Here is a 17,376-nt window from a genome sequence, read left to right as displayed (position 1 = left end):
ATCTTTACCTAACAAATTGTAATGCATTTTAGATTAAATATGTATTTACTTTTGTAGCATATAATAGATTAAAAAAACAAACAGTAATGTTAACAAAAAGAATTATTCCTTGTTTGGATATCAAAAACGGAAGAACTGTTAAAGGCGTAAATTTCGTAGATTTACGAGATGCAGGTGACCCAGTAGAATTGGCCAAAATCTATTCCGATGAAGGTGCGGATGAATTGGTGTTTTTAGATATCTCAGCGACTGAGGAAAGAAGAAGAACCTTAGTGGATTTGGTTCGGAAAGTAGCGGCTACGATTAATATTCCGTTTACTGTAGGAGGTGGAATTTCGGCTGTGGAAGATGTGGAAGTCTTGTTGCAAAACGGAGCAGATAAGGTTTCTATTAATTCTTCGGCGGTAAAAAATCCGCAGTTGATTAATGATTTGGCACAGAAATTTGGAAGCCAATGTGTGGTCGTAGCTATTGATGCCAAACAAATTGATGGCGAATGGATGGTGCATTTGGTAGGCGGAAAAGTACCTACTGATATCAAGTTATTTGATTGGGCACAAGAAGTGGAGCGAAGAGGAGCAGGGGAAATCTTGTTTACATCAATGAATCACGACGGAACTAAAAATGGATTTGCAAATGAGGCTTTGGCTAAATTGTCAAGCTTAGTGAATATTCCAATTATTGCTTCGGGAGGAGCAGGGAATATCCAGCATTTTGCCGATACATTTATCGATGGAAAAGCAGACGCCGCTTTGGCAGCAAGTGTTTTTCATTTCAAGGAAATCGAAATTAAAACTTTGAAAAAAGAATTAAAAAACAATAATATTGAAGTAAGAATTTAAGACTTAGTACTTAATTCTCGCTACTTAATACTAATAAAATGAACATAGATTTTTCAAAAAGCGCACATGGATTAATTCCGGCGATTATTCAAGATAGTGAAACTAAAAATGTATTGATGCTAGGCTATATGAATGCTGAAGCTTATCAAAAAACTGTTGAAACTGGAAAAGTAACTTTTTACAGCCGTTCAAAACAACGTCTTTGGACAAAAGGTGAAGAAAGTGGAAACTTTTTGAATTTGGTGGACATTAAAAACGATTGCGATGGTGATACTTTATTGATTCAGGCAAAACCTGTAGGACCAACTTGTCATACAGGTGCTGATACCTGCTGGCAAACACCTAACAATGCTTCTTATGGTTTTATTTCTAAATTAGAGGATACAATCCAAACAAGAAGAGAAAATGCAGAATCTGAAAAAAGCTATGTCGCTTCTTTATTCAAATTGGGAATCAATAAAATTGCTCAAAAAGTAGGTGAGGAAGCGGTTGAAGTTGTTATTGAAGCGAAAGATGCCAATGATGATTTGTTCCTAAGTGAAAGTGCTGATTTATTGTTTCACTATTTGATTTTATTACAAGCAAAAGGATATAAATTAAACGACGTTATTGATGTTTTAAAAAGTCGTCAAAAATAAGCATAACACATTTGTAAGAAACAAGAGGTTAACCCAATAGTTCTAATTTTAACTATTGGGTTTTTCTTTTTAGAATCTAAAAAGTTATATTTACGATAATTAAAATTTACAAGTAAATAATACGAATAATGAATTCTGATAATACCACAATTGAATTTAATTCAAATAAAATAATACACAATACTACCTTAAATATCATTTTAACAACTGATGAAGTTGATCTGAGGCCTATTTATTTAGCGGGTAATTTCAATAATTGGGCAACCCAAGACCCTAATTTTGTTATGAAAAAAGTAGGCGATAATAAATATCAATATAGTTTTCCTGAAGGATTTGAATTACCAGAAACACTTTTGTATAAATTCACTAAAGGAGATTGGAGTGCAGTTGAAATTGGAGTAGATGAAGAGATTACTCCTAATCGCACCACCAATTTAAAATCTGGAGTTCAAAATGAATTTGTTCCGAAATGGAGAAAAAACTGGTTGCCTTTTAAACCTAATTTTTTACCACAAGTCGTTTTGCTTTCGGATGAATTCGAAATCCCACAGCTTAATACTACTAGAAAAGTTTGGGCTTTGCTGCCTCATGATTATGATGCTACTGAAGAACATTATCCCGTACTGTATCTACAAGATGCCCAAAATTTATTTCATGAAAATTCTAAATATGGTAACTGGGAAATCGACAAAAAACTAGCCGTAATGTCCGAATATAAAATTGGTAAAATCATTATTGTTGCTGTAGAACATGCCGAAGAGGATCGAATTAAAGAATATAATGTAGGGAAAACGATTCTAGGAAAAGGTCAAGGAAAAAAATACATCAAGTTTTTGACCGAAACATTAAAACCTTATGTAGATAAAAACTTCAGAACCAAAACCGATAGAACAAACACAGGTATCGGAGGAAGTTCGATGGGAGGATTAATTAGTATTTTTAGTGGTTTGCGAAATCCGGAGATTTTTGGGAAGTTAATGATTTTTTCACCTTCACTTTGGGTAGTACCACAATTAAAAATTGATGTAGATGTTGCAAATACAGATGGCACAAAAATATACCTGTATGCTGGTGGTGAAGAAAGTGACAACACACTAGAGCATGTAAAGAGATTCAAAGAACGTCTCATTAATAGTGAGTTTGTTAAAGATAAAATGAGAATTAATTTGAGTATTAATAAGGAGGGACAGCATAATGAAACCTATTGGAGTGATGAGTTCCCTAAAGCCATTGAATGGTTGTTTTTTAATTCAAATAATTAAAACTTCTGAATTAGTGAAAATCTGCTCATCTATGAAGAAATAGAGTTGTAGTTAAAGATGAACTAAAATTACTAACTTAGTTTCATTAAACACTAATTTTAAAACGATGCTACCATGAAGACTTTCTTTGTTTTTCATGTTTTGATTCTTTTACTCGCAAATGGTTCTTTTGCCCAATCAACTTTGGCGTCCAGTCAAAATCAGATTAGTCGACAAGATAAATTAAGAGGTAGTGTAACTAAAGAACGTGGATGGTGGGATGTTAAGAAGTATTGTTTAGATGTAAAAATAAACCCTTCTGATAGTTCGATTTCAGGCTCAAATAAGATTATATACAAGGTTGTAGACGAGTATAGTATAATGCAAATAGATTTGCAGCAGCCGTTACAAATCACAGAAATAACTCAAGAAGGAAAAAGACTTAAATTTAGTAGAGAAGGAAATGCTTTCTTTGTAAATTTAGTTTCCAAACAAGAAAAAGGAAGTGTCAAAGAATTAATTATTTTCTTTAAAGGAAAGCCTAAAACGGCGGTCAATCCACCTTGGGATGGCGGAATAGTTTGGAAAAAAGACAAAAATGGTAAACCATTTATTGCTTCAACTTGTCAAGGTATTGGGGCAAGTATTTGGTGGCCTAATAAAGACCATCTTGCAGATGAAGTTGAGAGTATGGACATTTCAGTAAATGTTCCTTTTGGATTAGTTGGAGTTGCTAATGGGAGATTAGTTGGTACGAAACCATTGAATGACGGCACTATAACCTATAACTGGCAGCTGTTAAATCCCATAAATAATTACGGAGTTAATTTTACGGTTGGAGATTATGTGTCATTTTCTGAAACTTATCAAGGTAAAAAAGGAAATTTAGACTGCAAGTATTATGTTTTAAAATCGAACTTAGAAAAAGCAGCAAAGCAATTCAAAGAGGTTCCTAGAGTTCTAAAGGCTTTCGAACACTGGTTTGGTCCTTATCCCTTTTACGAAGATAGTTATAAACTAGTCGAAGTTCCCTATTTGGGCATGGAACATCAAAGTGCAATTTCATACGGAAATGGATATAAAAATGGTTATTTAGGAACTGATTTAAGTAAAACAGGTTGGGGATTGCAATTTGATTTTATCATCGTGCATGAGTCTGGTCATGAATGGTTTGGTAATAGTATTACCAATAAAGATAATGCTGATATGTGGATTCATGAGAGTTTTACAAGCTATGCCGAAAGTCTTTTTGTAGAATATTATTTTGGAATAAAAGCTGGTTTTGATTATGTCAAAGGAACTAGAATCAATATTTTGAACGACAAGCCTATCATAGGTCTTTATGATGTTAACGATAAGGGGTCTTCAGATATGTATTTTAAAGGAGCAAACATGCTTCATAGTCTTCGCCAAATTGTAGATAATGATGATAAATGGAGGATGATTTTAACAGGGCTAAATTCAACCTTTTACCATCAAACCGTAACCTCAAAGCAAATTGAGGATTATTTTTGTAAAGCAACAGGACTTCCTTTGATTCCTTTTTTTAATCAATATTTAAGAGATAAAAGAGTCCCTACATTCGAATATAAAATCAATAAAAACAAAATAGAATATCGCTGGGTTAATTGTGTCTCAGATTTTTATATGCCTATAAAGGTGTTTGTCAATGGGCAATCATATTGGATTGAGCCTAATAGTAAATGGAAAACTAAAGTTTTCTCTGATGAAAACATTCAGTTTACAATTGATAACAATTTTTATATTCTTGATAGTAAAATTGCAAATTAAAATTCACTAATTTTACCTAAGAATATGACGTATAAACAAAGCGTGTATTCGTCTTGATTTATGAAAAAAATTACTCTTATAGCGTTATTATTTTTAATCTCTACTGTTTCGACTATCGCTCAAACTAGTACTGTAAAACTAAAAGAATCGAAGGCTACTGTTGATGCCGTTCCTACCCAAGTCCTTCCGGTTGTCGAATTCGACTCGATTCATTTTGCCAAGTCTAGTGAAATGCTTGATGAAGATTTGTATTGGACAATAATAGCTAATTCCTTAAAAGACAATCTGCCACAAGAAGACCGTGAAATTATTTTGGCCAATGAAGTTGAAAAATTATCACCAAAAGAAATCATTGGATTCCGTTTAAGAACCGATAAATTACTTTACGATACCTACACATCAAATCTTTGGTGTGCCGCTTTCCTTATGAATGATGGTACTACAGATGCGAGTAGCTTTGATTATTTCAGATGTTGGTTAATCTCACAAGGTAAAGAAACATTTTATAAAGCAGTAGCTAATCCAGATAGTTTAGTGAATCTGCTAAAAGAAGGGCAAACAACTTATGAGTTTGAAGGTTTTTGGTTTGTTGCTATGAATGCGTTTTTGAATAAAACGAACCATGAAATATATGCTTACATTGATTACGACACATTTGTAACCAATGATGAAAACTATCCCTTAATTAACTTTACCTGGAGTGTTGACGAACCAAAAACGATGGAGAAAATATGTCCTATTTTATTTAAAAAACTTTGGAAAAAGTAAGTTAGTTATTTGGGCGTGACCCTTCGTAAAAACTACGGGTCGGGCTATTCGTTTCAATCTTTTTATTATTCCGCAAGCTCCATAGGCACATTCATAATAACACAAAAAGTTGTTTTTCAGTAAAATAGATGTTATTTTAGAAGAAACAAACCCCGAAATTGCTCAAAACGAGTCAAAAACGGGGTTTTCTTTTAAAGTGTGATGGCAAAAATAGTACGTTTAAGCGAATTTCAATACAAATTTTCAATTTTTACTATCAATGAAAATTTTGATAGTTTTTACGCCCAATTTTTAAAAACGGATTTGGGTAAAATATACCTTTCAATGCCTTTTTCTGAGCTTAGTCAAGCCTTCAAATTGAAAGATTCTAACAAAGGGACTCATTGTTATTTTAGTCCCAAGGGTAAGATTGCCCTGATGATGTTAAAAAATTACTACGGTTGCTCAGATAAAAAACTTATCGAACTTTTGAACGGTAATATTTTTATGCAGTTTTTTTGCGACATTTTAATCCTATAGACAAACCCCTGACTAATTTTAAAATCGTGAGCCAAATCAGAATGGAACTCTCCAAAGGCTTAAATATTCGAAAGAGTCAAGAAATATTAGCTAAAAACTGGATTCCATATATGAGTGATTTGGATAAAATTTTTACAGATGCTACTTGTTACGAAAGTGAAGTACGTTTTCCTACTAATCAAAAACTACTATGGGAATGCGTACAATGGAATTACAAACAAATGGAAGCCTTATGCGGCATGTTAAAAATCAAGTTACCAAGAACCAAGTATTTGGATTGGTGTAGACGCTATAATGAATATTCTAAAAAAAGAAAAAAGCAATCAAAACACCGTACAAAAGTAACCAGAGGACTGTTGAAATTATTGTACAAACTTAACGCTGAACTCAATAAAATTGAGAATCAAAATTCTTTTGAAGCTACTAAAAAATACAAAAACCAACGTTCTCTAATCGCTAAGGTGTATCAACAACAGTCTCAAATTTTTAAAACAGGCAAAAGTGTTCCAGATAGAATAATAAGTATTAGTAAAAGCTATATTAGACCTATTGTAAGAGGTAAGGAAGTAAAACAAGTTGAATTTGGAGCCAAAGTCAACAAAATCCAAATTGATGGAATTAATTTTATAGAACATATTCAGTACAGAGCTTTCAATGAAGGTACACGTCTTCAAAGCACGGTTTTTTGCGCTCAAAACTTAACCAAAACTAAAGTAAAAATGCTTGGTGCTGATGCAATTTATGCCACCAATAAAAATCGAACATTCACCACTTCAAACAACATCCAAACCGATTTTGTGCGAAAAGGAAAAGCTGGCAAAAATGAAGAACAGCGTAAAATCTTAGCTAAAGAAATCAAAAAAGAACGCTCCACTCGATTAGAAGGAAGTTTTGGAAAAGAGAAAGAACATTACAATCTAAAAAAGATAAAAGCCAAAACCCAAAAAAGTGAAATGCTTTGGATCTTCTTCGGAATACATACAGGAAATGCCCTGGAAATAGGAAGAAGAATTCTCAAGCAGCAACAAATTTTAGCAGCCTAAAAAAACAAAAAACACCTCCGTGGAGAACGTGCATCTAGTCAATACCTAAAAAAGACTTTTTTGATACATCAGAGTCCGTGAAAAATAAAAATGACCAATTTTGAAACTGAACATGCCCCAAAAAGTTAGACACTATTTGGGGCATTTTTTATGGAAAGAAAAGTTAAATATGATTATGCATTTAAATTAGAATGTGTAGAATTAGTTTTAAAGAAACATTACTCAATGTATCATGTTTCAAGATTAAAAGGTATTAACAGATCCAATATTCGTAAGTGGGTCAGTTTTTATAAGGCTTATGGTGAAATTGGTTTATTACCGCGAATAAATCAAAGTTATTCCGCTGAATTTAAGTTAAAAGTACTCAAAACCATAGAAAAAGACTCTCTTTCATTGATGGCAACTGGTATAAGATTTAATATCCCAGATATTGCCATAATTTTAAAATGGAAAAAAGATTATGCTAACTTTGGCCTTAAAGGATTAGAGACAAAACAAAGAGGCAGACCAATTTCTATGAGCAATAATCGTAAAAAAAGCAAATCAAACAAACCCTTAACAAGGGAAGAAGAACTATTAAAAGAAAACGAAAGACTTCGTTGTGAGAATGAATTGCTAAAAAAGTTACAAGCCTTAATTCAAGCCAGGAAAAATTCCAAGCCATAGTAGATTTAAGGCATAAATTTGATTTAGAGTTACTTCTAGATCTAACAAATATGGCGCGCAGTAGTTTTTATTATCATCAAAAACAGAGCAGATTACCTGATAAATATAAAGAAACTAAAGAGTTAATTAAAGTCATTTATAAACGACATAAAGGGCGTTATGGCTACAGACGAATAACTGATGAACTTCAAAGTAAAGGAGTCGTTATCAATCATAAAACCGTTTTAAAATTGATGAAACTATTAGGACTAAAGAGTATTGTTAGAGTAAAAAAATACAAATCTTATAAAGGGGAAAATGGTAAAATAGCTCCAAACTTATTGCAAAGAAATTTTAAATCAGAAGCTCCAAATCAAAAGTGGGCAACCGATATAACAGAATTTAATGTCTCTGGAAATAAGTTGTATTTATCACCTATAATTGACTTGTTTAACCAAGAAATAATCAGCTATGAACTTACTGAACGACCAGTTTTTAACCAAGTAGTTATGATGCTAAAAAAAGCATTTAAGAAAATACCAAATAATACAAATTTACTACTCCATTCTGACCAAGGTTGGCAATATCAAATGAGGCAGTATCAATATTTATTAAAGAAAAAAGGTATTGTGCAAAGTATGTCACGAAAAGGAAATTGTTTAGATAATGCTATTATTGAAAATTTCTTTGGAACACTAAAGTCTGAAATGTTTTATACGCAAAAATTCAAATCAATAGAACAATTAAAAAAGGAAATCGATAAATATATAATCTATTACAACAACGAGAGAATTAAATCAAATTTAAACAAAATGAGTCCGATAAAATATCGAACTCATTATTATCAAAATTAAATATAAATTTGTCTAAACTTTTGGGTGCAGTCTAAAACTGAAATTTGGTCATTTTTTTTATTTCTTGGAAAAAATAGGATTACTTCTGAATGTGCCTCCATAATAAAAAGGATTTCCACTGCTATCCCTCACGCATATCAGTAGGCAGTTAAGAGATTTTTGAATGTAGATTTTTGATTTTAAATTTCAGATGGTAACCCCATAAAATCTTAAATCAAAAATCTCCAGGCATATTTAATACAAAAACTATCTTTCAAACAATCCAATAGTTCCACCCACCCAGTCTTTATCTTGATTGTATTTGACACCAATCATTTCACCACGACTCAATCGTGTAAGATTACCCAAAATAGTAGGTGTAGCATCTTCGTTTTTCCAGGTACACAACATTCGTACTTCGACTTTTACTTTTCCTTCGATAGCTTGAATAATAGGGGTATAGTTCACTTTTTTTTGCAGAATATAAAGTTCTTTTTCTTTCACATTTTCAATATCTGCTTTTGTAACATGAAAAATAACTCCTGAGCCTGAGAAAGAAAACAAAGGCTTCAAGACGTAGTTTTCTAAGTCTTTAGGAATCTCTTTTAGTTCACTTAATAAGGTTGTTTCAATAAAATATTTTCCTTTAAGGTAAGGAAGAATGAATTTACTAATTCTAAAAAACCAATTAGGATGACCTGCCCATTCAACATCAAGTTCATCGGTGAAATTAAAATCTAATTTCAAATCAGTACGTTTGTCCAATTCGTCAAAAATCACTCTATTGTAAATTCGTTTTATCAAAACCGTTTCATCTTTTTCATTTTTATAAAACAGTTGATTTCCTATTTTGATAATATCGGTTACACAGACTGTATTGATTCCAAGGTCTTTTTTGCAATAATAAAAATCTATTTTGGTGTTTTGTTTTTCAGGTTCAATTTCGAGCAGTATAACATGCTCTTTTGGATGATGATTGCAAATAACTTCTTCCAGTGTTTTTAAATAATCATCATTTGAAATATCATTTACAAAAGGTGTAAGTTCGCTTAAAAAAGGATAATGATTTTTAAATTTTTCAAACAAATTATTTTGAAAATTGAATAAAGAAGGGAAGCCTTGAACTTCAATTAATTTTGGCAGAACTTCTCCATTTTCTTCGCAAATTCCAAAATCAATAGCGATGAAATTAGTGTGTTCGTCCTCGTTTGGAACAATGTGATTTAGTTCTATCGATTTGTTTGTGAGGTTTTTGAAGTTTCTATCTTGAATTAGAGCTATAACTTGATTACAACCTTCAATTAATTGTTCTTTTAGCTCTTTCGAAATAAAAAAAGGGGTTTCTCCAATTCTAAATGTAGGGGCATAATCAAAATCTGAGGCAATATCATCTTTTAATGCTTGGTATTTTTCTTCAGAAAACTGCGAATTAAAAGCCTTCCTATATTTAGAAATCATATTTAATACTTATTTTTAATTGGATAATAATTTTTTAGTTTTCATTAAATCATTAATAGCCAAACGAAGAAAATTAGGTATAAGTGTTTCGTTGGTTTTGTAAATTTTATCATCATCTACTAAATCCTCTAACATATTTCTAAACTTCTTTTTTCCTTTTAGTTTTCTAATTTTTTCTTTAGCATCTAGATTACGTAACGAGGCAATAAAACTGATTGGGTCAGCTTCAGGGTGGAATTGTGTTCCAACAAAATAATCCGTAAAGCGGACTGCCATTATGGCTCTTTCATATTGAACATAATCTCTAATTTTTTCTAATGAAATAATTTTGGCTCCTTTTTTCTTAAAAACACTCAATTTTGGTTGGACAACTTGATAATCTCTAGAATCAATCGCATAAAATGGATCACCTAAACCTTCATAAAGAGGGTCAGAGAGTCCTTCTTTAGTTTTATGTATAGTCATGACACCAAACGAGGTGTCTTTTCTTTTTGTTATTTCAGCTAAACCAAAGTGTTTACAAGCCATTTGAAATGAATGACAAATGAATAACATATGTTTTTTTACAGGGTTTTCAATGTTCCATTTCATTAGTTCATCAATGAATTGGTAATATTTAACATCCCAATCTCCATTTCCTTCTAACGGATTTCCAGGTCCTCCTGTTGAAATATACAAATCATATTTTTCAATATCTGGTAATTCTCCTTTTTGTCTTACATCAAAAATATCAAAATTTACAATGGGTGAAAATCGGGTAACTATATCAATAATACAGCGCATTCCTTGATTGGATTGTCCATCGTACATGTCCAGAATGGCTAGTCTTATTATTTTTTTCATATTCATTTTGTGGTATTTAAATGAAATGCAAAGATAAGTTTTAATTTTTTTTACAGCCCTTTCGTGAATTCTGTTGTGATAAAATTAACTACTTCTTTTAAATCTTTTGTTTCTTCCCAAACAGCAATTTGTTTGGCTGCACCAGTACCTGTTTTTAAAATCTCATGTACAAAGTTGATGTGTTCACGGCTACCTAATTCATCGACTACATCATCAATAAAGTCAAGCAATTCTAAAATCAGCATTTTAGTTTCAACTTCTTTACCCAAGCCAAAATCAATCATTTGCCCTTCAATTCCGTAACGGGCAGCTCTAAATTTATTTTCTTTTATAAGTGCTAATCGAAAAATATTAAAGCTCATATTGTTTTGATTCATTCTGTACAATTTAGCAACCACTGCTTGAATAACAGATACAATGCACATCGTTTCTTGAACGGTCAAACTCATATCGCATATGCGAAATTCAATGGTGTCATAAAATGGATGTAAACGTAAATCCCACCATATCTTCTTTGGATTGTCAATGCAGTTGGTTCTTACCAAGGTTTCTAAATAATTTTCATATGAGGTCAAACATTCAAAATACTCAGGTAATCCCGTTCTTGGGAATTTATCAAACACCTTAGTTCGGTAGGATTTATAACCAGTTAACCTTCCTTCCCAGAAAGGAGAATTAGTAGAAAGCGCAAATATATGGGGCAAGAAGTAACATGCCTGATTCATTAATTGTAAACCAATTTCTCTGTTTTCAATTCCCACATGACAATGCATTCCGAAGATGAGATTGGAACGTGCGGCATCTTGTAATTCGTTGATGATATTGTGGTAGCGAGGGTCATCGGTTATTGGCTGGTCTTGCCAATTGGCAAAAGGATGTGTTCCTGCACCACCAACTATCAAATTTTGATTGTCTGCGAGCTCAACAATTTTGGAACGTAAAAACTTTATTTCTTTTTCAGCCTCACCAATGTTTTGGCAAATATTAGTCCCTACTTCAACAACAGATTGATGCATTTCGGACTTTACTTGCTCATTAAGTATCTTTTTAGCGCCATCAACTATTTTAGATAAATGGGACTTTAAATCTCTGGTTTCTGGATCGATTATTTGATATTCCTCTTCAATACCAAGAGTAAAAACGGGTAGCTTTTTCATTAGAATAGTTTGTTAAAACAATCGTAGGTTTAGTTTAGTTAATATAAATAGAGGTCTTATTTTTTGACACCAGTTTTAATGTAGAAGAACTAAAGTCATGTTCTCAATTGGTTTATTATGGCAAGTAAGATTAGGTATATAGTTTTTAGCTTGATGAAAGTTTTGCTGTAAGCGAGTAAATGAAATGTCAATTCGTTCAGCATCTTCAACTGTTAAACTCTGAAACTCCTTGTTTGACCTAGGAGTTGTCCATTTATAAAACGCTTCTTTCATTATTTTGTTTCAACAATTATAATGAAAATATACTAACATCCAACAGAATAATCCTAACTTATTTTGTGATTTTATTATGATGAAAGTTTACATTTTTGGTGGAATAAAAAATAGAAAAAAAATATTAAGAAACAGTATGATTTTCAAACAGTTGTACTTGGTTTTTAAGTCTTTCGATTAGCATATTCATCATCCTTTTATTAAGATTAGATGAACTTTGAATATAAAGAGCGTATTCATCAGCTGTAAATAAAGCGACAACCATTCCTTTGAGTGCATTCCGATACTTAATGTCTTTTTGAATAGCATTTTCAATTGTGGCTAATTTTTTTTCTACAGACTGAGAATAAAAATCTTTTTTGTATTTACTGATATAATTATGGAAAGAGGCCACAAACAAATCGTTTTGTAGTTTTAAAATTGGACGAATAACTTGATTTTGAAAATTTTCATCTGAGGATGAATTTGGATTGATTGTTCCAATAGATTCTCCTCTAAACTCGCTTAAAAAAATATCTCTCTGATTCATCTTTTTATTTAAAAGTAGCGAAAAATTCTTAATGAAGCCTTATTTTAGCATTAAAAATTATAATATATGAGATTTCATACTAGAAAATGGGTAAAACCACAAGATTTAAATCCTAACGGAACTTTATTTGGCGGACAATTATTGGCTTGGATGGACGAAGAACTGGCTCTTTATTCAATTATTCAACTGGAAAATCCTAGAGTAGTAACCAAAAGTATGTCGGAAATTAACTTTAGATCATCAGCAAAACAAGGCGATGTTATTGAAATCGGGATTGATGTAGTGAAATTTGGAATTACATCTCTTACACTTAAATGTGAAGTACGTAACATGATGACTCGTGAAAGTATTATAACGATTGATGCTACAACCATGGTCAACTTAGGACCTGACGGAAAACCAAAACCCCATGGAAAAACTCAAATTGAGTTTGTAAAAGATCGTTTGGTTTAAAAACAATGACTACAAAGGAAACAGGGGAAGCAAAAAGCTACACTACACTTTTTTTACAGAAGACAGTTGCTAATCTTAGCTAACTCAATTTACAATCTGCCAAATAAGTAAAAATCTGCGTGATAAAATAAGCACGCAGATTTGGCAGATTTTCGTAGGTAATAATATATATCTTTATCTAAATCAAAATTAGCTATGCTACCTTCTGTGTTTAAAGACTATTTTCTTTAAATTGGAAGAAGAAAAACTAAGCCGTTGCTAAATACTTTTTGTCAATATAAAAAGTCCCAAAAGGAACTAATGATGCAGCTAGAATAATTCCTAAGGTTTTCAAATCCCAATTTTGACTCTTTTTTAGAAAAACAGCTAACATTACATATCCTATAAATAAAACTCCATGACTCATTCCAATTGGATATAATAAGGTGTGGTATAACTCAAAATTAGTAGGTTTTATAAAAAGCATATTTGAAAATAAAACCAAATAGGATATTCCTTCTAGAATAGCAGTAATCTTAAAAAGCTTGAACATAATCATTTGTATTTGAATGAGCGGCAAAATTAAGCAATAGGTTTCATAAGGCAAACCTCTGATTTGAAAAATAACCTCATATTAACAGATTTATATTTAAATACTTAAAATTTATAATTTTTGAGAAATAAATTGGCGCTAATTCCCTATAAAACGGTTTATTTGTAACTCAATTTTTTAATTATGAGCAAACGGGATTTAAAAAAATATTTGTCTGAATTAAACAAGGAGCAACTTGAAGCGCAAATTGTTGAATTATATGAAAAATTCAGTCCGGTAAAAGTATATTACGATTTTGTATTTAATCCTAAAGAAGACAAGTTGTTGCAGGAATGCAAACTCAAAATATCCAATGAATATTTTCCAGTAAAAGTTTCTGGAAGGAAAAGCAAACCCAAAATGCGTCGTTCTGTAGCTCAAAAATACATCAAACATTTTATACTGCTCGGAGTTGACCCCTATATTATTGTAGATGTGATGCTCTATAATATTGAAATAGCACAAGCATTTTCTGCAGAAAACACCATCAAGCAGGAGCTTTTTTACAAGAGTATGCTCAATTCTTTTGAGCAAGCAGTGCATTTTAGCATCGCAAATGGGATTTTAGCTGATTTCAAAAAAAGAATTTTAGCAATTTATAATGAAATTTTAGTGCAAAAATGGAAAAATCAAGCGCTATTTAATGCGATTATTGAACCATTTGAAGACTAAATCAATTATAATTCCTATTTATTTAAAGATTATTCATCTTTTTGTTTAATTATAACCGTTTAACTGTTTTTTAGCCGTATTTTTGCAAAAACTCAAAATAGGCGATGCTGGAAAATATTTTAGAAATAGAAAAAGAAGACAAAAAAGAACTTTATACGTATCAACAAGATGACATTAATGCCATTTTTGAACGCATAGACAATGGACCAAAGCAACATCATTTACTCTATCAATTACCTACAGGTGGTGGGAAAACTGTAATTTTTTCTGAAATAGTTCGTAGATATATCACTAAACACAATAAAAAAGTAGTTGTGCTTACCCATAGAATTGAGTTATGTAAGCAAACTTCCAAAATGCTAAAAGGTTTTGGCGTTAAAAATAAAATTATCAATAGTAAGGTAAAAGATCTTCCCGACCAAAACGATTATTCTTGTTTTGTGGCCATGGTCGAAACGTTGAAAAACCGTATCAATGACGAAAAATTACACCTTGATAATATTGGTCTTGTAATCATTGATGAGGCGCATTATAATTCATTTAGAAAATTACTGAATTCTTTCAAAAATGCTTTTATATTAGGAGTTACGGCTACACCCTTAAGTTCTAATATCAAGTTACCAATGCATCAAAGTTATGATGAATTGATAGTTGGGGATACCATCGCTTCATTAATTGAAAATGGTTTTCTAGCCAATGCTGTTACTTATAGTTATGATGTGGGGTTAACTTCACTAAAAGTAGGTATTAATGGTGACTATACGGTAAAATCATCTGATGATTTATATACCAATACCTTAATGCAAGAGAAATTATTACATGCCTATACAGAACGTTCATTAGGGAAAAAAACCTTGATTTTTAATAATGGTATCAATACTTCCTTGTATGTTTATGAAACATTTAGGGAAGCGGGTTATGCTATACGCCACTTGGATAACACCAGTAGTAATGAAGAACGTAAAGAAATTTTGCACTGGTTCAAACATACTAAAGATGCAATTCTTACCTCAGTAGGGATTTTGACAACTGGTTTTGATGAGCCTACTGTAGAAACCATTATACTAAACAGAGCCACTAAATCACTTACTTTGTATTACCAAATGATTGGTCGTGGTTCTCGTAAACTTCCTAATAAAGATACTTTTACAGTAATCGACTTAGGGAATAATGCAGCCCGTTTTGGACTTTGGAGTGAGCCTGTGAACTGGCAACATATTTTTAAATCTCCAGAATTTTACCTTGAAAATTTACGTGATGATTCGGAGATTGAATTGCATTTCAAATATACTATGTCAGCAGAATTACGTGCTAAATTTGCAAAGACAGCCGATGTAACTTTTGATGTAGATGAAGAACACAAACTAGCAATTGCACAAAATTTACGTTCCAAAGTAGTTCTTGAAAAATCCCTAGATCAACATGCGTCGATGTGTGTCGATAACACAGATGAATTGAAAGAGGCAAGATTATTAGCAAAAGAATTAGACCAAGACATTGAGTGTCGTATCAAACGTTACGCTAAATGTTTAAGTCAGTGTAGTAAAAATTATCGTGAATGGTTGGTTGAAGATTATACTTTAAAATTAACCTTATTAATAGGTAAAAAATTTAGAGAGAAAATATTAAGAGAACTAGATGACGAAGACGATGAAGAGGATGATAATGATTAATTAGATGCTAATTCCTAGTTCGATTCAAAAATAAATAATAAGTACAAACAACAACACCCCAATGGCAAATCAATTCTTAGATTTAGGAATTTCAGCACCAATTCTAAAAGCAATTACCGAATTGAATATTGTTGAACCAACAGAAATTCAACAAAAAACAATTCCGTTATTATTATCCAATACTACTGATGTAGTGGGAATCGCTAAAACAGGAACTGGAAAAACGGCTGCATTTGGTTTGCCTCTATTACAACTAATAGACACAGAACAACCTATAGTTCAAGCGGTTATTCTCGCTCCAACTCGTGAATTGGGACACCAGATTTTTTCTAATTTAGAAGCTTTTGCCAAATATATGCCTAAAGTTTCTATCGCAGCTAGCTGTGGTGGAATTCCAATTAAACCTCAAATTGAAAGACTTAGTGCTCCTACACATATTGTAGTAGCAACTCCAGGTCGTTTGATTGATTTGATTCAGCGCAAAGCAATTAACCTTTCCAATACTAAATTTCTAGTATTAGATGAAGCCGATGAAATGGTAAGTATTCTAAAGGAAAGTTTAGACGAAATTGTAGCAGAATTACCTAAAGCACACAAGACTATACTTTTTTCAGCAACGATGCCTGGAACAATCAAGCAATTGGTTCAGAATTATTTAAACAAGAACGTTGTTCAGGTTAGTGCTAGTATGGAAACCATCGGTAATCAAGGAATTGATCATCAATATATAATTGTAGATCCTATTGAAAAATTGGATGTATTGATGCATTTCTTAAATTCGAAAGAAGGTGAGCGCGGTATTATCTTTTGTAAAACCAAAGCTGCTGTAAACAAACTAGCCAAAAATTTAGCTATTAATCGTTTTTCATCAGGAGCAATTCATGGAAGTTTATCGCAAGGAATTCGTGATAGAATCATGGAGCAATTTCGTGAGGGGCATATTAATATATTAGTAGCAACAGACTTAGCGGCTCGTGGAATTGATGTCAAAGAAATATCATATGTAGTAAATTATCATTTACCTGATGCTTATGAAGCTTATGTACACCGCAGTGGTCGTACGGCAAGGGCAGGAGCAAAGGGGCTTTCGTTAACCGTTCTACAGCCAGAAGAAGTAACTGAAATAGCCGATTTTGAAAAAGAATTAGGAATCAAATTTCACCTTTTCAAAAAACCTTCGGTTGCCAGTATTGAAGAAAATAATACCCTATTATGGGCAAAACAAATTTTTAAAACCAAGCCGAATCACGAAGTGGATGCGGACTTTAAAAATAAGGTAAAGACAATTTTTCATCATTTGACTAAAGATGAATTGGTAGAAAAGTTATTAGCTAATTATTTGTTACAAAACAAACCTACTAACACAGAGAAACCTGTGAAAAAACTAAAAAAGAACTAAAAACGGAATATTTATATTTAAGACTAAA

At 31.9% G+C, this 17,376-nt stretch carries 16 protein-coding genes and 1 pseudogene; 12 read left to right on the top strand and 5 right to left on the bottom strand.

Annotated features, from left to right (window positions below; all coding sequences use genetic code 11):
* Window positions 1–86 precede the first annotated feature (86 nt).
* The 8 genes and pseudogenes from hisF (at window position 87) to SLW70_RS12635 (ending at window position 8,341) form a co-directional block, all read left to right on the top strand.
* A complete protein-coding gene (gene hisF / locus SLW70_RS12675; RefSeq protein WP_320888810.1) occupies window positions 87–842 on the top strand; it encodes an imidazole glycerol phosphate synthase subunit HisF in 756 nt (251 codons plus the stop codon).
* 38 nt (window positions 843–880) lie between these two features.
* Window positions 881–1,480: a bifunctional phosphoribosyl-AMP cyclohydrolase/phosphoribosyl-ATP diphosphatase HisIE gene (gene hisIE, locus SLW70_RS12670; protein ID WP_320888808.1), complete on the top strand. Its 600-nt coding sequence runs from the start codon at window positions 881–883 to the stop codon at window positions 1,478–1,480.
* 128 nt (window positions 1,481–1,608) lie between these two features.
* Window positions 1,609–2,742 (top strand): alpha/beta hydrolase, encoded by a 1,134-nt coding sequence (locus tag SLW70_RS12665; RefSeq protein ID WP_320888807.1) that lies wholly within the window; start codon window positions 1,609–1,611, stop codon window positions 2,740–2,742.
* Between the two features lie 114 nt (window positions 2,743–2,856).
* On the top strand, window positions 2,857–4,512 hold the full coding sequence (locus tag SLW70_RS12660) for a M1 family metallopeptidase (RefSeq protein WP_320888806.1): 1,656 nt from the start codon (window positions 2,857–2,859) through the stop codon (window positions 4,510–4,512).
* Window positions 4,513–4,572: 60 nt separating this feature from the next.
* The gene (locus tag SLW70_RS12655) at window positions 4,573–5,280 is read left to right on the top strand and encodes a DUF4240 domain-containing protein (RefSeq protein WP_320888805.1); all 708 of its coding nucleotides are present in this window, start codon (window positions 4,573–4,575) and stop codon (window positions 5,278–5,280) included.
* Between the two features lie 201 nt (window positions 5,281–5,481).
* Window positions 5,482–5,799 (top strand): hypothetical protein, encoded by a 318-nt coding sequence (locus SLW70_RS12650; protein WP_320888804.1) that lies wholly within the window; start codon window positions 5,482–5,484, stop codon window positions 5,797–5,799.
* A gap of 26 nt (window positions 5,800–5,825) precedes the next feature.
* Entirely contained in the window at window positions 5,826–6,842 is a 1,017-nt protein-coding gene (locus SLW70_RS12645) for a transposase (protein ID WP_320888803.1), read from the top strand.
* Between the two features lie 150 nt (window positions 6,843–6,992).
* Window positions 6,993–8,341, top strand: a pseudogene (locus SLW70_RS12635) (IS3 family transposase).
* Between the two features lie 246 nt (window positions 8,342–8,587).
* On the opposite strand, the gene SLW70_RS12630 reads toward SLW70_RS12635, so the two are convergent.
* The 4 genes from SLW70_RS12630 to SLW70_RS12615 all read right to left on the bottom strand — a co-directional run bounded on the left by SLW70_RS12630 (window position 8,588) and on the right by SLW70_RS12615 (window position 12,580).
* A complete protein-coding gene (locus tag SLW70_RS12630; RefSeq protein WP_320888800.1) occupies window positions 8,588–9,778 on the bottom strand; it encodes a hypothetical protein in 1,191 nt (396 codons plus the stop codon).
* A gap of 15 nt (window positions 9,779–9,793) precedes the next feature.
* Window positions 9,794–10,621 carry a glutamine amidotransferase-related protein gene (locus tag SLW70_RS12625; RefSeq protein ID WP_320888798.1) on the bottom strand — a complete coding sequence of 276 codons (828 nt, stop codon included), beginning with the start codon at window positions 10,619–10,621 and terminating at the stop codon, window positions 9,794–9,796.
* A 50-nt stretch (window positions 10,622–10,671) separates the two neighbouring features.
* On the bottom strand, window positions 10,672–11,778 hold the full coding sequence (locus SLW70_RS12620; RefSeq protein WP_320888796.1) for a carboxylate-amine ligase: 1,107 nt from the start codon (window positions 11,776–11,778) through the stop codon (window positions 10,672–10,674).
* Window positions 11,779–12,175: 397 nt separating this feature from the next.
* On the bottom strand, window positions 12,176–12,580 hold the full coding sequence (locus SLW70_RS12615; protein ID WP_320888795.1) for a glyoxalase: 405 nt from the start codon (window positions 12,578–12,580) through the stop codon (window positions 12,176–12,178).
* 66 nt (window positions 12,581–12,646) lie between these two features.
* On the opposite strand from SLW70_RS12615, the gene SLW70_RS12610 reads away from it, so the two are divergent.
* Window positions 12,647–13,033: an acyl-CoA thioesterase gene (locus SLW70_RS12610; RefSeq protein ID WP_320888794.1), complete on the top strand. Its 387-nt coding sequence runs from the start codon at window positions 12,647–12,649 to the stop codon at window positions 13,031–13,033.
* Window positions 13,034–13,280: 247 nt separating this feature from the next.
* On the opposite strand, the gene SLW70_RS12605 is transcribed toward SLW70_RS12610, so the two are convergent.
* Window positions 13,281–13,565 (bottom strand): DUF3817 domain-containing protein, encoded by a 285-nt coding sequence (locus SLW70_RS12605; RefSeq protein ID WP_320888793.1) that lies wholly within the window; start codon window positions 13,563–13,565, stop codon window positions 13,281–13,283.
* Between the two features lie 183 nt (window positions 13,566–13,748).
* Between SLW70_RS12605 and SLW70_RS12600 the strand changes: the two genes are divergently transcribed.
* From SLW70_RS12600 to SLW70_RS12590, 3 genes are all read left to right on the top strand, one after another.
* Complete coding sequence (locus SLW70_RS12600) at window positions 13,749–14,276, top strand: DUF6155 family protein (RefSeq protein ID WP_320888791.1); 528 nt, start codon at window positions 13,749–13,751, stop codon at window positions 14,274–14,276.
* A gap of 104 nt (window positions 14,277–14,380) precedes the next feature.
* Window positions 14,381–15,949 (top strand): DEAD/DEAH box helicase, encoded by a 1,569-nt coding sequence (locus SLW70_RS12595; RefSeq protein WP_320888790.1) that lies wholly within the window; start codon window positions 14,381–14,383, stop codon window positions 15,947–15,949.
* Between the two features lie 61 nt (window positions 15,950–16,010).
* Complete coding sequence (locus SLW70_RS12590; RefSeq protein ID WP_320888789.1) at window positions 16,011–17,348, top strand: DEAD/DEAH box helicase; 1,338 nt, start codon at window positions 16,011–16,013, stop codon at window positions 17,346–17,348.
* Window positions 17,349–17,376 lie beyond the last annotated feature (28 nt).

Source organism: Flavobacterium sp. NG2 (assembly GCF_034119845.1).
GTDB lineage: Bacteria > Bacteroidota > Bacteroidia > Flavobacteriales > Flavobacteriaceae > Flavobacterium.
This window is presented reverse-complemented; position numbering and strand designations above follow the sequence as displayed.